Source organism: Novosphingobium hassiacum, assembly GCF_014196055.1.
In the GTDB taxonomy this organism is placed as follows: domain Bacteria; phylum Pseudomonadota; class Alphaproteobacteria; order Sphingomonadales; family Sphingomonadaceae; genus Novosphingobium; species Novosphingobium hassiacum.
This window is the reverse complement of sequence record NZ_JACICY010000015.1, coordinates 42,229-57,797: the sequence shown is the minus strand read 5'-3', so window position 1 is coordinate 57,797 and position 15,569 is coordinate 42,229. Positions and strand designations below refer to the sequence as shown.

Annotated in this window: 20 protein-coding genes; 3 read left to right on the top strand and 17 right to left on the bottom strand. The window is 64.2% G+C overall.

From position 1 onward, the window contains the following. Positions 1-140: 140 nt before the first annotated feature. Positions 141-476, bottom strand: coding sequence for a DUF2285 domain-containing protein (locus GGQ88_RS21425; protein WP_281372529.1), 336 nt, complete (start codon positions 474-476; stop codon positions 141-143). A gap of 9 nt (positions 477-485) precedes the next feature. Here GGQ88_RS21425 and GGQ88_RS21590 point away from each other — a divergent pair, with 9 nt between their 5' ends. After that, positions 486-611 (top strand): hypothetical protein, encoded by a 126-nt coding sequence (locus GGQ88_RS21590; protein ID WP_281372530.1) that lies wholly within the window; start codon positions 486-488, stop codon positions 609-611. 58 nt (positions 612-669) lie between these two features. Here the strand turns inward: GGQ88_RS21590 and GGQ88_RS18840 are convergent, their stop codons facing one another. The 13 genes from GGQ88_RS18840 to GGQ88_RS18780 all read right to left on the bottom strand — a co-directional run bounded on the left by GGQ88_RS18840 (position 670) and on the right by GGQ88_RS18780 (position 12,566). Further along, entirely contained in the window at positions 670-912 is a 243-nt protein-coding gene (locus GGQ88_RS18840; RefSeq protein WP_183615015.1) for a transcriptional regulator domain-containing protein, read from the bottom strand. A gap of 110 nt (positions 913-1,022) precedes the next feature. Beyond that, positions 1,023-1,304, bottom strand: coding sequence for a DUF2285 domain-containing protein (locus tag GGQ88_RS18835; RefSeq protein WP_183615014.1), 282 nt, complete (start codon positions 1,302-1,304; stop codon positions 1,023-1,025). A gap of 132 nt (positions 1,305-1,436) precedes the next feature. Then, the gene (locus tag GGQ88_RS18830) at positions 1,437-1,649 is read right to left on the bottom strand and encodes a helix-turn-helix domain-containing protein (protein ID WP_183615013.1); all 213 of its coding nucleotides are present in this window, start codon (positions 1,647-1,649) and stop codon (positions 1,437-1,439) included. A gap of 92 nt (positions 1,650-1,741) precedes the next feature. After that, positions 1,742-2,059 (bottom strand): DUF736 domain-containing protein, encoded by a 318-nt coding sequence (locus GGQ88_RS18825; protein WP_183615012.1) that lies wholly within the window; start codon positions 2,057-2,059, stop codon positions 1,742-1,744. A gap of 478 nt (positions 2,060-2,537) precedes the next feature. Next, the gene (locus GGQ88_RS18820; protein ID WP_183615011.1) at positions 2,538-2,963 is read right to left on the bottom strand and encodes a hypothetical protein; all 426 of its coding nucleotides are present in this window, start codon (positions 2,961-2,963) and stop codon (positions 2,538-2,540) included. Between the two features lie 148 nt (positions 2,964-3,111). Continuing rightward, positions 3,112-3,276 carry a hypothetical protein gene (locus tag GGQ88_RS18815; RefSeq protein WP_183615010.1) on the bottom strand — a complete coding sequence of 55 codons (165 nt, stop codon included), beginning with the start codon at positions 3,274-3,276 and terminating at the stop codon, positions 3,112-3,114. Positions 3,277-3,781: 505 nt separating this feature from the next. After that, positions 3,782-4,090 carry a hypothetical protein gene (locus tag GGQ88_RS18810; protein WP_183615009.1) on the bottom strand — a complete coding sequence of 103 codons (309 nt, stop codon included), beginning with the start codon at positions 4,088-4,090 and terminating at the stop codon, positions 3,782-3,784. 77 nt (positions 4,091-4,167) lie between these two features. Beyond that, on the bottom strand, positions 4,168-4,491 hold the full coding sequence (locus tag GGQ88_RS18805; protein ID WP_183615008.1) for a DUF736 domain-containing protein: 324 nt from the start codon (positions 4,489-4,491) through the stop codon (positions 4,168-4,170). Between the two features lie 450 nt (positions 4,492-4,941). Beyond that, entirely contained in the window at positions 4,942-5,544 is a 603-nt protein-coding gene (locus GGQ88_RS18800) for a DNA-3-methyladenine glycosylase I (RefSeq protein ID WP_183615007.1), read from the bottom strand. After that, positions 5,541-5,726: a hypothetical protein gene (locus GGQ88_RS18795; protein WP_183615006.1), complete on the bottom strand. Its 186-nt coding sequence runs from the start codon at positions 5,724-5,726 to the stop codon at positions 5,541-5,543. The genes GGQ88_RS18800 and GGQ88_RS18795 overlap by 4 nt, the downstream gene beginning before the upstream one ends. Before the next feature lie 112 nt (positions 5,727-5,838). Beyond that, positions 5,839-6,771, bottom strand: a complete 933-nt coding sequence (locus tag GGQ88_RS18790) for a DUF2493 domain-containing protein (protein ID WP_183615005.1) — start codon at positions 6,769-6,771, stop codon at positions 5,839-5,841. 372 nt (positions 6,772-7,143) lie between these two features. Next, positions 7,144-8,208, bottom strand: coding sequence for a DUF7146 domain-containing protein (locus GGQ88_RS18785; protein WP_183615004.1), 1,065 nt, complete (start codon positions 8,206-8,208; stop codon positions 7,144-7,146). An 8-nt stretch (positions 8,209-8,216) separates the two neighbouring features. Beyond that, the gene (locus tag GGQ88_RS18780; protein ID WP_183615003.1) at positions 8,217-12,566 is read right to left on the bottom strand and encodes a strawberry notch-like NTP hydrolase domain-containing protein; all 4,350 of its coding nucleotides are present in this window, start codon (positions 12,564-12,566) and stop codon (positions 8,217-8,219) included. Positions 12,567-12,866: 300 nt separating this feature from the next. Here GGQ88_RS18780 and GGQ88_RS18775 point away from each other — a divergent pair, with 300 nt between their 5' ends. After that, on the top strand, positions 12,867-13,055 hold the full coding sequence (locus tag GGQ88_RS18775; protein ID WP_183615002.1) for a hypothetical protein: 189 nt from the start codon (positions 12,867-12,869) through the stop codon (positions 13,053-13,055). Beyond that, on the top strand, positions 13,045-13,830 hold the full coding sequence (locus GGQ88_RS18770) for a hypothetical protein (RefSeq protein WP_183615001.1): 786 nt from the start codon (positions 13,045-13,047) through the stop codon (positions 13,828-13,830). The genes GGQ88_RS18775 and GGQ88_RS18770 overlap by 11 nt, the downstream gene beginning before the upstream one ends. Before the next feature lie 120 nt (positions 13,831-13,950). Here the strand turns inward: GGQ88_RS18770 and GGQ88_RS18765 are convergent, their stop codons facing one another. From GGQ88_RS18765 to GGQ88_RS18755, 3 genes are all read right to left on the bottom strand, one after another. After that, positions 13,951-14,625, bottom strand: a complete 675-nt coding sequence (locus GGQ88_RS18765) for a DUF7007 domain-containing protein (protein ID WP_246386333.1) — start codon at positions 14,623-14,625, stop codon at positions 13,951-13,953. A gap of 118 nt (positions 14,626-14,743) precedes the next feature. Further along, positions 14,744-15,079: a hypothetical protein gene (locus GGQ88_RS18760; RefSeq protein ID WP_246386330.1), complete on the bottom strand. Its 336-nt coding sequence runs from the start codon at positions 15,077-15,079 to the stop codon at positions 14,744-14,746. After that, the gene (locus GGQ88_RS18755; RefSeq protein WP_183615000.1) at positions 15,076-15,549 is read right to left on the bottom strand and encodes a hypothetical protein; all 474 of its coding nucleotides are present in this window, start codon (positions 15,547-15,549) and stop codon (positions 15,076-15,078) included. The genes GGQ88_RS18760 and GGQ88_RS18755 overlap by 4 nt, the downstream gene beginning before the upstream one ends. Positions 15,550-15,569 lie beyond the last annotated feature (20 nt).

Sequence of the window (15,569 nt, the reverse complement as noted above, 5' to 3'; positions counted from 1 at the left end):
GCCCCCGCCAAAACGCCGCCGTGGGGGGCGCCCGGGGGCGGTGGTGGTGGGTGGCCTGGACCAGCCCGGCACCCCAAAAAACGGCACTGCCCGGCTTAAATTAATGGCCCCCCCCCCCCCCCCCCCCCGCGCAGTGGAGATCAGCCGCCATGCAACAGATTGCGATAGCCGCCTGCGACCAGTCGGCTGGCCTCGGCACTCCAGCGACGAATGCGTTTGCGCTCCTTGCTTTCCGTCCATTCGGCGGCCGACAATGATGTCAGTGCGGGACTGATCAGCCGTTCCGCGATCCTGCGCGGGCTGATTCCGACGTGGCGCATGTCATGCACCTTGAGCAAGGCGGCAAGGCGCAGCCTGCGAAACGGCGTCAACATTGAGGCCTCGGGCGAATTCTCCCTCACGCTTCCGTCAAGCAAGCGTACAAGCCACCGAGATGCCTCGGCGCGAATGGCAGCGTATGGTTCGCGGGGGAGCAGAATAGCGCCATGCTGCGCGATGTTCGGCTCGAAACGCAGGCGAACTATCCTGGGGCCAGCGCCAAGAACGACGTATTCGCCGTCTTCGCTGGTGAAGCGTCGGACAACATCGGGCAACTGTTGCGCCTCGATTGAGCGGACGCCTTCGAATCCGACAGGCGCCGAGCCGATCAGGACGACGTAGGGATCTTCGTCAATTCGCCAGATCGGCCGGTCCCGCGGAATGGGTTGCGCCGGGTCCAGGGCGAAATCGCAACCCCCATCGCCGGGCGAGCGCGGCCGCGACGTCCGGCCGGGCCTCCTGCTCGGCCAGGGATTGAAAGTCCTGTTGATAGTCGGGATTGCGCCGGAGGAACTCGGCGGCAAACTCGGCTAGCGTCAGCTCGTCAGGGACAGCCTTGTCGTCACTGGCCGGTCCGTTATCCTCCTGCGACATAAGTTCCTCCCAGATCTTTGCCGTATGTCGAAAGTCTTGGGGATCGGCTTTTCCGGGAGCTGGAAAAAGAGCCCGAAGAGTAACGGGCGGCGTGCGCAGAGGCACTGGACTTATCGAAAACGCGGATCGGTTCGCTCGAACGCGGCCAATTGCCGATAGCCATGTCGGGTCATCCAGCGAGCCCGGTCGAGATGGGCATCGTAAAGGCGGCGCGCTCGGACGGGGTCCTCAGCCGGTTCGATCTCGAAAACCTGATAGACGGCCTCAGTCCAGTCGATGCGTCCTTGCGCAGCGATATCGAGGAGTTGGAGATAGGTGCGCAAATGGCTGAGATCGTAGTCGGTGACATGATCGCAATGCGGTAGGGTTTCGCTGAACGAAGCGCTGTTCATGCCGCGATGCCTCTGTCAGCCCACGCCGGATTCCATGGCTCGAGAATGCCAGCGGAATAGGCGCAGGCCCGGTGGGCCACCAAACGGTATATAGCATCGTCCGCCCGAAAATCGAGCCACGTAGGCCAGCCCCTAGCGGCTGTAGGCGAAGAAGGCTCCTGGCTGGATATCAAGCTCTCTCGCCAGTCGTTCGAGCGTATCGACCGTCGGCGAGTTCTTGCCACGCTCCAGATTCCCGACGTAGTTCCGATCGAACCCCGCACGATGCGCCAATTCCTCCTGCGTCAGCCCGGCGGCAAGACGCATCAGCCTCAAGTTCTTAGCGAAAGTCTCCCGAAGTACCATTCGGGGCCAGTCGCGTGATCCCTACTATACTGCCACCTAGTATAGTAGGGAAACCGTCACCCGGCCCGAAAGCCGGGTGACAGAGCTCCGGTTCAGTCCTGCTGGCGGCGGACCTGACGGGTCCAGATCAAGTCGTATTCGTCGTTCTCGCCAGCGAAGAGCTGCGCGAAGACCGGGGCAACGAAAGTGGGATCGTCGAGCTTGATCGAGAGATAGGATCGATCGTCCTGGGTGCGCTTGCTCCAGCCAGCCCCGACCTCGGCCTCGCCGATGAAGACCCGGTGGCTTGGCGCGTTACCGCTGGCCTGGACGTCGGGAACGATGCGAACAGATTTCGCCTGAACAGAGAGGGTGACAATCTCACCGCGAAGTTCGTCCGAAACCTTCTTGAAGCTGCCGATCTTTGCCATTGCCTGTGTTCCTTTGCTCCGAGGCGCGACCATCGCGGCCTCGATGCGCAAGGGAAGCCGAGAGGCGACGGGCGCCGCAGCCTATGGCCCGTAGCGTAGCGCAAGGACGGCCGACCGCCCGGTTTCTTGTTCCGCGAGGAACGGCGGCACGCCGGGGGACGAAAATGGGCGCAAGGCCGTTGCGGCAAGCCCGTCGAGCGGCACGCGATCCTGTCGGCATGAAGCGCATTGAACCGAGGCCGCTTTGGTTCCGGCGGGCAATGGGGCTAACCGGCTGACGATCCGGCATCAGGAGACCCGGCGAACGACGGGAAAGAGATTACCTCGAGCGTCCGGCCCGCATCCGTGGGCCCTTGACTGTGCCGGCAATTCACCGCAGTCGCCCGGCCGGGGTGCAACAGGGCCTGCCGATGTGAACGCGCCGATGGCCCATCCGCGCGTTGTGATCGCCCCCGCCTCGCGCCATCTCGTCCCGTACTTACTTCGCAGTGGCAAGTGTCGCCGCCTCCAGGCCCGCAAGCCGCGTCCAGGCCGTACCCGCGATCAGGGCTGCACCAAGGCTGCTCAGGACGGTGAGCGTTGCGCCGGGAACGATCGCCAGACCCATCACGCCATGGACTGCGTGATATCCGGCAACGCCGGCCGGCACGGCGAACAGGAGCGCGACGGCGAGCCGCATCAGCGGCGAGGCGTACAAGGTGAAGAGCATTTGCCCGGCAAAGAGAGTCGCGAAACCGGCCGCGAAGCCGGCAAGGATCGATGGCGCATAGCCAAAACCCACGCCACGCATCCAGAAAGCCAAGCCGATACCGGCATAGAGCGGCAGCGCATAGACCGCGAGGCTGAAGAGCAGCCAGAGCATGTAGAGGCCAGCAAACAGGCCCAGAACGAGAAAGATGGTCATGAACAGCGTCCTTTGCATGACGAATGATCGTCGGACGCGCCCGCCACCACCTCCACAGCGCTTGTCTTGCCGGTGCAACATAGCGACTGAATAGCCGAAGCGAAACGACAATTGTTTCGCTTCGGCACTGGCGGGATCGCCTTTCCGATCAGGAGGAAAAGGGATCATATTCGTGAACCAGCTCAGCCGGATGGCTATCGAACTCGTCCCAGGGCATGACCGCGTAACCTTGGCTGGTCCGCACGATGACCATGATCGTCATCAGCGTCCTCGCGAGGTTCCAGGCGAGCGACTGGGCGGTCTTGAGCGGCATGGATCGAACTCCTGTCGGGAGGAGCGGAAGTCCATCCTCCGCTCGACAGGTGCCCCGCCGGCCGGGACCTGGCCGCAATCACCGCACGCTTGCGGGCGGCCGCACGCGGATGCGTAGCGGACCCTTCACGGGTTGATTGAAGGAGGCCGGGTTTCGGTCACAGGGATCTGCGCCGACACACGAGCGAGGTTGGGCTTTCGCTTGTCCGGAGAGCATTCCGTGCCACGCTGTTTCGCCGCTCGCCTCTGGCGACACCCGCATTGCGGTATGCGGTCATGTGCATGATCTGACCAGCTGCCCAGATGGAGCACGACATGGCAGGGACGACACCGACCGGACATGTCAAACGAAATGCCGTTTTCTGCGCGCGAGGCTGGACGCTGAAAACGCCAAGGCGCGCTTCAGCGAAGTGGTGCGCCTTGCCCGCAGCGCAGGTCCGCAACGAGTGGCCGTCAGCGAAAAGTCAAACCGGAGCAAGTCGCCCCTGCCCCGGTGACAGGCTTCATCAACAAACACACCAGTTATGGTGTGCGGCCAGCGAGGGTCGCGACGGCACGGCCGCTTCGCGCGCCATGGCAGTGATATCCTCGTCGGCCAGATCGGCGAGCATGACGCCGCGCGCGCTGGCGGCGGCGATCAGCGCGCCGAGGCGTGGAAATTCGTCGAAGCGCGTTCCGAGCCACAGGCCCGGCGCAGCGCGCCGGTCCTCGTCGAACGCCTGAAGGAAATAGGTGCGCATCGGGCAGTCGTAGCCGATGACGGCATGGGGGTCCGTCGCCTCGGCAGATCGGACAGTGACAACATAACGGCTCATGGCCTCATCTTCCCTGGAATTTGGGCTGAAAGACTTTCGGCCCCGCCCGAAGGCGGGGCCGCCGCGGGCCTTGGGGGTCAGGCCGGCGGATTCCAGATGATGACCTTCTTGGCCGGATCGTCGCCCGGCGCATTGGCAATATTGCCGTAGATGGGGGCGTCGAACTCCGGCGCCGTCAGCGACACCGAGGTATATTCGGCACCAGTGGTCTGCGAGAAGCGATTCCAGCCACCGCCCAGCTCATAGCCGGTCTTGCGGCTGAAGATGCGATAGTCGGGCTCGCTGTCCTTGGTCTTGCGGCCGTTGAGGATGATGGCGATCGGAGCCTGGACGGTCAGGGTGGCGAGCATGCCCTCCATGCTGCCGTCGTTCTTCACGGTGAGGTTGGCGATCGTGGCCATGACGAAATCTCCTTGAGGTTGCTCGGGGACCATCCCCGATGGCGCCCACAGGAGAGACCGGCCGCCGACGTCACCGGAGCGTCAGCGAAGGGGAACCCCCTCGCGGGGTTGACGGCCCAAGGCGGCCGAGGCTCGTATCAGGCGACAGAAGAGGGGTTGGTGCCCAGCAGCCGAGGAATATCCGCTTTGGCTATGGCTGGTCTCGCCCGAAGTACGGCTGCGATGGCCCGCGCCGGCCTTCCGTTCCCGCACCATCGTTGATTGACATGTCCACGCCCGCCCGAAGGTCATCTCATGAGCCCGCCGCGCACAAGGCACGGCAGTGAAAAGCGTAGCCGTCTCGATCTTCTCTCGCAGCCATTGGCAACGGTGACCGGTGTCTCATTGCGCCGGACTTCAGCACCCTCCGCGCCATCGCGCAGGCACCGGACGATATCCGCGAAGGAGCGATCAGCCCGGCCGCCGGAACGCCTCGCGGGCGCGCTGCACCCTGGCGCGGATGACGCAGCCCTCGGCGTGATCGTTGATGAGACCCATCGCCTGCATGAAGGCATGGACCGTGGTGGGGCCGACGAAAGCCCAGCCGCGCTTCTTGAGATCCTTGGACATTGCCACCGACACCGACGAGGTCGAGGCGAGATAAGGGATATCGTCACCCTTGGGATCGAAGCTCCAGACGTAGGCGGCGAGCGATCCCGCCTCGCGCACCAACGCCTGCGCGCGAGCGGCATTGTTGATCACCGCCTCGATCTTGCCGCGATGGCGCACAATGCCTTCGTCCTGCAGCAACCGCTCTACTTCGGCCTCGGTGAACCGGGCGACCCTGTTGAAATCGAACCCGGCGAAAGCGGCACGGAAATTCTCGCGCTTGGTGAGAATGGTCCGCCAGGAAAGACCGGACTGGAAACCTTCGAGGGAAAGCTTTTCGAACAAGCGCCGATCATCGTCGACCGGGAATCCCCATTCGCTGTCATGATAGGCGATGTAATCGGCCGAAGCCGCGCACCACAGGCAGCGCGGCTGTCTATCCGCCGGTGTGAGCAAGGCGCTCATGTCGTATGCTGCAGAGGCGCATCCAGCCGAAGGGCAAGGGTCTTGCGCATTCGCCTGACCCTGGCGATCACCTGTGCCACCCGCGCTGGCGTCAAGCTGAACTGGCGACCGAGCGCCGCATAACTGGCACCGCCGCTGTGAAGTCTCTCAAGCTCGGCGTTGCGAGCGGCCTTGCCTATCATCGATAAGGTTCCTTGGCCGAATCCGGCAAGGATCGCCGGTCGGCATTCAGGAATAATGCGTCGACAATCACAAATGCAAGGCATGTGTTCTTGTTTCGTTTCCGCCCGCCAATCATCCCGACCGCTTGCGAAAATCCCAGATCCGGATGCCCAACTTGCGGGCCTTGTCAGCAAGGTTGTCCTGGATACCGGTGCCGGGGAAGATGATCACACCCTTGGGGCAAGCTTCGAGCATCGCATCGTTGCGCTTGAAGGGGGCGGCCTTCTTGTGCCGGTTCCAGTCGGGACGATAGGGATCCTGGGGAACCTTGCGGTCGCGTGCCCAGCAGGCGGCGATGCGTTCCGCGCCGGTCGGCGTCGCACCGTGCATCAGGATCATGGTCGGTAGCTGGGCATGGACCTTGTCGAGTACCGCATAGATGCGCTGATGGCCGTTGAAATCGGCGCCTCCGGTGAAGGCGATACGCACGCCATCGGGATCGAGCAGCCGCTGCTTTTGATAGTCGCGCCGATCGATGTGCTTGCGGCTGTCGAGCACCGCCGAGGTCAGTGTCTTGTGATTGACCATCGGGCCGGAACGGGGGAGCCAGGGCTTGCGCAGATGGATGCGGAACTGGTCGGCGGCGGCGTCGCGGAAAAATTCCATCGTGTCTCGCCGTTCGATCATGGTGATGCCCTCGGCAATCTTGCGTTCGAGTTCGACCGACTTGACCTCGCTGCCATCCTGTTCTCGCTGGAAGCGTTTCTGCGCCTGCTCGTTGTCGTCGAGTTCGCGCTCGATCCGCTCCCCGGCGCGATGGAAGACATTGACGATGCCCCAGGCGAGATCCTCGAGGTCGGGTTCGATCCGCGTGTCGATCAGGCAGGAGACCAGCGCGTCGAACATCTCGGCGACCGCGCCGCCCGCGATGCGATCGTCCGGCAGCGGGCGATGGTCGGGTTCATCCTCATAAGGCCGATGACCGTAAAGCTGCATTTCCTGAAGGAGGTAGGCGGTGGAGCCGGGTTGCGGGTCATTGTGTTGGGGTTCGTCGTGGATCGCCATGATGGAGTGTCCTGCCTGTCAGCCGCGCCTCTCGCGGCCTTCGTGGCGACGATGTGCGGCATGCGGAACGGGACTGCACCGCGTCCCATCGGGCGCGGCCGGAACGCATGTGGAGGATGGCGGGCGGGTGGCTATTTTGTCTCGCGATGCAAAGGGGCTGCCCAGCATTGCGCAAAAAAGCGGGAACCGGTTTTTTGCAATGGCAATGCGCCAAAAGACTCGCCCCGGCGGAAAATAGCCACCCGCTCGCCATTGCCGTCCCGGACCGTTTGCCGCAGTCGCCCTCTCCCGAAGGCCGAGAGCGCGGCGTCCCGACAGGTTGGAGACGATGGCGATGATCCACCGACCCACAAGCTGTGATCCGCCGCCCCTTCAACCACCCGTCAGGAAATGCATGGCATCGTCAGGCCGGAGTTGAGCCCGAACCCCTGCCGCCAGTCGCTCGCGCCCGAAGGCGATGAGGTCGTCGTTGAAATCGCCGAGTCTGGGCTCGAGCGGCACGACGTCGATACCGACCGGGAGCGCCCGCTCGATCAATGTCTTCAATGCCCCCGCACCGGCGGGATCGTCATCGCAGGCGACATAGAGCCTGCGCAAACCGGCCGGGAACAGGATGGCGGCGAGATGAACCGCGGAAAGCCCGGAGATTGCTGGCATCACCGGCATAATCTGGCGCAGCGACAACATGGTCTCGATGCCTTCGCCCGCCATCATGATCGCACCAGCGCGCCCGAACCGCACCCCATGCCCGAGCAGCTCGCCCATGGCGCGGCGGGGATAGGCGACCGGCGCCTTGGCGAAGCCGTCGAGCGCGAGCCAGGTACGATGGACCCCGGTGATGCTGCCATGAAGATCGGTGACCGCGGCAATCATCGCCGGCCACGCGGGGCGAACATTGGGCAAGTCCTCGCCCGATGCCCGATACCAGCAACGGGGATGGCATTGCAGCGCCTCGCAGCCGGTGAGGTTCGTGATATGCCGGGACGCGAGATAAGTCCGGACCAGGCTGCTGCCGACAGGTTTTGCCGCTGCGCAAAGGCGCCGCGCAGCCTCCGGCGTTCCGGTCGGAGCCTTGTTACGTCGTAACGGTGCCCCCGTCGCCGGCATGGGCATCGGCAGGCTCAGGAAATGCCGGGCCTCATCGAGCGTCTCGCGCATGGTCCGACACTGCCTGGTAGCGGCGATCACGTCGAGCAGGTCGCCATGATCGCCCGACTGCGCATCGGTCCACTTGCCCGCCGCTCCGCGCCCGTCGGGGGACGCGGAGAGACGGACATAGAGGCTGCGCCCCGGCGTGTTGCGCACGTCGCCGACCAGCCAGTAGCGGCCTTCGCGATGGCCCTTGGAGAGATAGTGCCGACATACCGCTTCCGCATTGTCGGCCAGGGCGGCCGCGATCTGGATGGCGGGACTGCTTGTTAGACTGGGGGGCATCATGGGGCTCCTCAGGCGGCCTGACGCGCCGAGATCCGTTCGATCGGGAAACGATCGAGCAGACGCTCCAGCACGCCAACGCCGACAGCCCCTGTCGGCACGTAGAGGCGAAGCTTCCACGAGACGATCTCGGAGATCAAGCCAAAGGATTTCAGCCGCTCGACGCCGAGATCGTTGAAGCCAGTCAGTTCGATCCGCCAGTCGTTCATGGCGCGAACCCGCTGGAGCTTCTGATTGCCCCCCAGAAGCAGCGCGGCTTCGCCCGACATCAGCATAGCCAGCGATTCCTCGCCCGAGAGCTTCACCGGACCATCGTTATTGGCGACGCACGCGGCCCAGGCCGGCGAGACGCGACGGCCGATAACCCGCTCGCCGTCATCGCTCTGGAGCCGGTAGACGCGGGTCGATTCGTTCGGAAGCAGCTTCCAGATTGGCAGCAGCAGCCCCGAGACCATATGCAGGGTCGAAGTCTCATGTTCGGGCAGTCCAGCCAGCTCAGCCTGCCACGCCGCACTGAACGTCTCCCGATCGACCTCCTCCCAGTGGCTTGAACCCAGTGTCTCGGCCGGGATCACAGCGTCGGTGAGCGGCCATACCAGGCGTACCCGCGGATGGACCGCACCGTCATCATCGGTCACGCTGCGCGCCCGGCGCTGGATGCCCGCCTTGCCGGTCCTGGCATTGACCAGCAGCTTCGCCCCACGATCGTCGGCTTGCGCAAGGGCATCGTCGAGCGACAGCGGCATGAGCCGATCCTTGCGCTCGATCGTCAGCAGCGCGGTCTGCGCGCCCGTGCCCGGATGGGTGTAGATCGGCGCACGCCCGACGATGCGGAAGCTCTCTGCCTGCAGAGTTTCCAGCCCGACCTCGTAGCTCCCTGATGCCTGCGCCTGTTCGATCCGGGCCGTCAGCAAGCCTTCGAACGCCTCGAACAGCAGGTTCTGCATCGCGACAGCCAACGCCAGCATCCGGTTGAGGAAGGTGTTGATGCCGGGCAGCTCGTCCTTGAGCCCGCCCTCGCTGTCGAGCAGCGACAGGCCCGTCGCCCCTTCGAAGCGGGCGAGCGAACAGCCCTCGACCTTGCCGCGTGCGAGCAGGACATAGAGCTGGCGCAACGCATCGCGCGCATACCAGCTTTCCAGATTGTCAGTTGCGCTGAACATATTCTGCCCGCCAGTCTGGCGCTGACCGCGCGTGATCGCGCCGAGCGAATCCAGACGCCGGGCGATGGTCGAGATAAAGCGCTTCTGCGCTTTCACATCGGTCGAGACCGGCCTGAATAGCGGCGGCTGCTTCTGGTTGGTGCGATTGGTGCGCCCGAAGCCCTGGATCGCCGCATCGGCTTTCCAGCCCGCTTCGAGCAGATAATGGATGCGGCGGCGCTGGTTCACCGCGCCGAGATCGGCATGATAGGAACGGCCCGTGCCACCTGCTTCCGAGAAGACGAGGATGCGCTTCTGATCGCTCTGGAAGGCATCGGTCTCGTGCAGCGCCGCCGAGGCCGGACGGTTTTCGACCGCGAAGCGCACGGTGCCATCATCATTCCGTTTCGGCACCACGCGGCGCGACCGGCCCGTGACCTCCGCCACCATCTCCGTCCCGAAATGCTGCACGATCTGGTCGAGCGCCCCCGGAACCGGCGGCAAGGCTGCGAGCCGCTCGATCAGGTCGTCGCGGCGACGGACCGCCTCACGATTGACCACCGGATTGCCTTCCTCGTCGGTCACCGGCCGGGAAGAGAGATTACCATCGCCGTCGGTGAACGGCTCGTAGATCTGCACGGGGAAACTGTGCTGGAGGTAGGAGAGAACGCCATCCCTCGGCGTGATGTCCACCGAGACGTCGTTCCATTCGTCGGCGGGGATTTCCGCAAGGCGGCGCTCCTGCATCGCTTCGCCGGTCGAGACGATCTGCACCACGGCCGCATGACCGGTGACGAGATCGCGCTCGATGCTGGCAATGACGGCAGGCGTCTGCATGCTGGTGATGAGATGGTTGAAGAAACGCTGGAGCATCCCCTGATAGGCGGATTTGGCGGCGGCCTTGGCCTGACGGTTCAGCGTGCCGTGGGCGGAACTGGTGACACCGGCGGCTTCGAGCGCGGCGTCGAGATTGTTATGGATCACCTCGAACGCCGAGGCATAGCTGTCATAAATGCGGACCTGCTCGGAGCTGAGCTTATGCTCCAGCATCTCATATTCCACGCCGTCGAAGGACAACGAGCGGGCAGTATAGAGTCCGAGCGCCTTCAAATCCCGCGCCAGGACCTCCATCGCGGCGACCCCGCCATTCTCGATCGCGGTGACGAACTCGCCGCGCATCGCGAAGGGGAAGTCATCACCGCCCCAGAGGCCGAGGCGCTGCGCGTAGGCGAGGTTCTGCACGGTGGTAGCCCCGGTCGCCGAGACATAGACGATCCGCGCATTGGGCAGTGCGTGCTGAAGCCGCAGACCTGCACGCCCCTGCTGCGACGGGGCGACGTCGCCGCGTGCGCCCTTGCCGCCGGCGGCATTGGCCATCGCATGGGCTTCATCGAATATGATCGCCCCGTCGAAATCGGCACCGAGCCATTCGACGATCTGGTCGACCCGTGACTTCTTGCCGCCCCGTTCCTGCGAGCGCAGTGTTGCATAGGTGGTGAACAGCACGCCTTCGTCGAGGCGAATGGCGCTACCCTGCTTGAACCGCGAGAGCGGTGTGACCAGCAGCCGTTCCTGCCCGAGCGCGGACCAGTCGCGCTGCGCGTCCTCGAGCAGTCGATCCGAGACCGACAGCCAAAGCGCCTTGCGCCGGCCCTTGAGCCAATTGTCGAGGATGATCGCGGCCACCTGCCGACCCTTGCCCGCGCCGGTGCCGTCACCGAGGAACCAGCCGCGCCGGAACTTCACGACGCCGTCAGCATCATCTGGCGCAGCGGTTACGATATCACAGGTCGCATCGACCCTCCACGCGCCCGAGAGATACCCCGCATGGGCCTCACCAGCGTAGATGACGGATTCAAGCTGGGCGTCAGACAAGATGCCGAGCAGGGCGAGCTGCGGCGGGAGATGCGGCCGGTAAGCGGGCTTGGGCGGCGCGACCGAAGCCATCGCCGCGGACTGCACCAGCGGCGTCGGATGCGCGCCCGCGCCCGGGATCGTGACCGACTGGAGCGTATAGGGCTCGTAAATGCTGTTGCCCAGGCGTTCGGCGGGCGGCATCCAGTCCACTGTCTCGTAGACCAGTTCGGCCGCTTCGACCTGGCTTTCGGACGGATCGCGCTGCGGCGTTACAACCCGGATCTTGGCAGCAGCTGAAGGTGTCACCGCCGAGATCGGGAGCGCGGCTGCCGGGGGCGGCGTGACCGGCGAGCGCGGCGGCACCTGATCCAGCACCCAGCCCAGCAGTGTGGCGGTGTCGGGCGCGATCCCCGCGCTCGCGGGCAGCGCGACGGGGGCGTCAGCCGGAACCTTGTCGATTACGGTCAGGCGCGTGTCGATGGTCGTGCCGTGCTTTGCATAGACTTTGCCGTCGATCGCGGCGGTGAACACGATGCGCCCGGTCTCCTGCAACCGCGCGAACGCATCACGCCAGGCAGGCGCGTCGGGCGAACAGCTCGCGCCGGTGATCGCGACCAGACGTCCGCCGGGTTCGAGCCGCGCCAGCGCGGAAGCGATATGGCGCAAGGCCGCATCCTTCATCGTTCGGTCGACATGGGCGACGGCCGAGAAAGGCGGGTTCATCAGCACCACCGTCGGGCGAATCGCGGTCGGCAGCCGGTCATCGATCGAAGCGGCGTCGTGCCGCGAGACGGCGATCTCCGGAAACAGATGGCCGAGCAGTTCGGCACGGGTCTCAGCAAGTTCGTTGAGCGTCAGGCCTGCCCGCGCCAGCAGCGCATGAGCGGCGAGCATGCCGGTGCCGGCGGACGGTTCCAGCACATGATCGGCAGGGTTGAGCGAGGCCGCAATCGCGGCGACATAGGCGAGACCCGGCGGGGTCGAATATTGCTGGAGCGCCTGAGACGTCTCCGAACGGCGGGTATGCGTCGGCAGCAGGGCAGCCACCCGTTCGATCAGCGCCAACGCGATTGCGGGCGCACGGCCGACAATCGTCTGGCCATAGCGGTGCAGGAACAGGATCTCGGCCGCCTCACAGGCTTCATAGGCGGTCTTCCAATCCCAGCAGCCCTCGGCGTCGGTGCCTCCGAAAGCCACGGTCATTGCGGTGCGCAGCGCGCCGGCGTCAAGCGGGCGGCCGGCCTCGAGCGTCGGCAGCAAGCGGGATGCGGCCATGCGGATAGCCGCAGCGCATGCCGCGAAGCTGGACGCGGCCGGGAAGGGCGCAGCGCGCAGCGCTGCGTCGGACAGGATATCGGTCATGGGGGAAGGTCTCCGGGAGCGCGCGAAAGGGCGATGCCCGCCGGACGCTCTCTCTATTCCCGGCCGGGCTCCCCATCCCGCCTTTCCTCTGCCTCTCCACCTCAAAGGGTCTGGACTATTTCGGGCACCGGGAACGCGGTTAGCCTGCCTCACCGTCAGCACCGGACCTTGATGCAAACTTTTCTCAAGGGGTGGTATGTGGCAGAGAGAGTATCCATCTGGATCGAGGGAAATCCCTGCCGTCCAGCGCGTTCATTGACTACTAACGTCCATGAGCTACAATGAGGCTTGGAGCATAAAATGCAGCAGAATAGCCGTTACAGCTTTTCGGATCGTCAGCGCGCGAAGGAAGCCTCGCGCGCGAAGGACGAGTCTGACCTGCGTGACGGCCATGTGTCACGCGAAGAACTGCGGGTTGCCAATGGTGCGTTTTCATCGCTCAATCTTGCAGCCGCTTCCATTCGCAGACGGCAAGTGATTGGCGGGTGATCGCAAGGAGCCGCTGGCTCGCACGACCGTTATCAAGCTCGCCGCAGTCCTGGGACTCGAAGACAATGCCTTCATCATCGGCGGGCAGGCTCTCAATCTCTGGGCCGAGCGTTATGCGCCCCAGCGCGAGGAACTGATTGCCTTCGGCCCTTTTACCTCCAAAGATCTGGACTATTTCGGGCACCGAGAGGCAGCGAAGAAGCTGGCGAGTGCGCTAAAGGGGAAAGTTCACTATCCGGGTCCGGACGACCACACTCCCAATTCCGCCGTCGTAACAGCGACCATCGACGGTATCGATCTTGAGATCGACTTTCTTAGCAACGTGATGGGCGTACGGGCGAATGCGCTGGAACGCAACGCGGTCGAACTGATTGTTCCCGTAAATGGCGACGGTGTCGACGAACTCGCGCTGCCCGTCATGCATCCGCTGCATTGCCTGCAAAGCCGCGTCGCCAATGTCGTGAACCTGGGACGGCAGGATGACGTCGCCCTACGGCAGCTTGCCGCCGCGCCGATCGTCCTTGAGGCCTATGTCGATGAAATGCTGGCAGCGGGCGAGGTCAAGGAAGCCAAGGCTGTGTTTCAACATTTGTTCCAGTTCCTGCGAAGCGACATAGCAGGTCGGCAGTGCCCGGATCTGCCTATGCGCAATCCGGCCGAAGTGCTCGCGACGTTTCAGCGAGATCGGCGAATCGACTGGCGGTTCCGCTGGTTCAACCTGCGATCGATGCGGCGGAAACTACGCAGGCGGAAACGCGGCCAGACTGAACAATAGCGCTGTTTGTAGGCGGATGAGTCGAACGGGAGGGTGACCGTTTGGAAAGCCCTATTTCGGCGCATGAAAATGGCCCGTCTTGGCAAGGAAAGTCGGGTAAACCGTACCGACAATTCAAACTTACATCGCTTGATGCCGGGCGGCATCGATCACAAACCCATGAGCTCCAGCCGAGTATTCGCCTTCGGGCACAAGAAATCGGCATTTCGCCACCTGGTCCCGACTTCCGCCGATCGTCGCAACCGTCTCGACGAAGCCAGGACAGAGATCAGATCGCACCGCCGAGATCACCACCCAATCATTGGCATGTTCGCACTCGAACCGCTGCCGGTCGCGGACGAAGGACTCCTCGGCGCTGAGCGTGCGGTCATGGACCGCCTCCCACGCGTCAGGCTCCCAGTCGCGCAACGTCCGATCTGCCTGCGCCTTTTCGCGATCGGTGAAGAGGTCGGGATAACCGGCCGCAACCCGCGCCCAGTCGCCATCTTCTTCATACCAACCACCCTTGATGCGCAGCGCAGGATTGAGTGCGGCGTTCCGCCCACGATCAAGCTTGAAACCTCCATGCGACGCGGTCGAATGGAACACGATGCCTGTCCCATAGATGGTGGCACTCTGTGACATACCCCACGGGGTCGAGACGCGCAGCCGCGCTTCCTTGCGCCCCAGAGACGCTCGCTGATTGAGGTGAACGGCGATTGCCTCCACATGGGCGCGGAATCCGGCTTCGTCGGCAACCGTGCCTTCGCTGCCAAAGATATCGGCACAGGTCCATTGCGCGATCGGGCGACGCAAGCGCCAACCCGACGCAAGTCGCAGGCCTGAGGCGCACGGGACGGCCATATAGCCGATATCACCCACCGCGCCGCTAGATGCCCCTCGACGCTCCTGCCAAATTCGGGAACGACAGTGCTCATGCCGCCCTCCTCTCATCACACGCGCGGCGGGGCGCGTAATCGGGACCATAGCTGCGAGATAGCGCGAAAGTGGGATCGGCGGCCTCATCGACCAGATATTCGGTGACCTCCTCCACAAAGTCGGCATCGATGACCGCTGGATGGGCAGGGTTCAGCCGGACGGCATGCCGATCTCCAAACAGCACCGCGTCGGCGGCTTCCATCGCGGCGCGATGCCCCGCCGCATCGACCGCCACCTTGATCCGGATGACGGTGTAGACATGGACGAAGTGCGGTTTGGCGCCCTGCGCCGCCCCCAGACGGATGCTGGTCTGCGTCACATCGGACATCATGCCGCCCTCCCGAACTGGGCAGGGGACACTACCCTATCGGCGGCAGTCACGACCTCCATGACCGAACCATGATAGCGATGCGCCGCCGACCAGGTCTCAGCCGCCGTCATATCGGACGCGAGATGGTGCAATTCTTCACGCCCCTCGCGGCGGGAAAGGATACGCACCATGCCGGCTTTGGGCTGGTCGGCGATCTCGAAGCGGAGCCGGCTATCGACCGTGTAGATCCGGCGGACCACCATGAGGATGGTCCCCTGACTGCCGTAATTGCCGAGATGGAGCGCGAAGGTCGCCGGTGAGGGATAGTCCCCCGCGCGGCCGGCCATCTTTTCGACCAGGCGGCCCATGCCGTTCTCGTCGTTCCATGCGCGGAGTTTGCGGGTGAAGCGCGAGGGCGGACGCGGCTCGCCGTTCGAGAAGCGGATCAGGCTGCCGAGCGGCGCGCTGTCGTAGATATGGAGTGCAGACATTTTGATGCTCCTTGAAACGC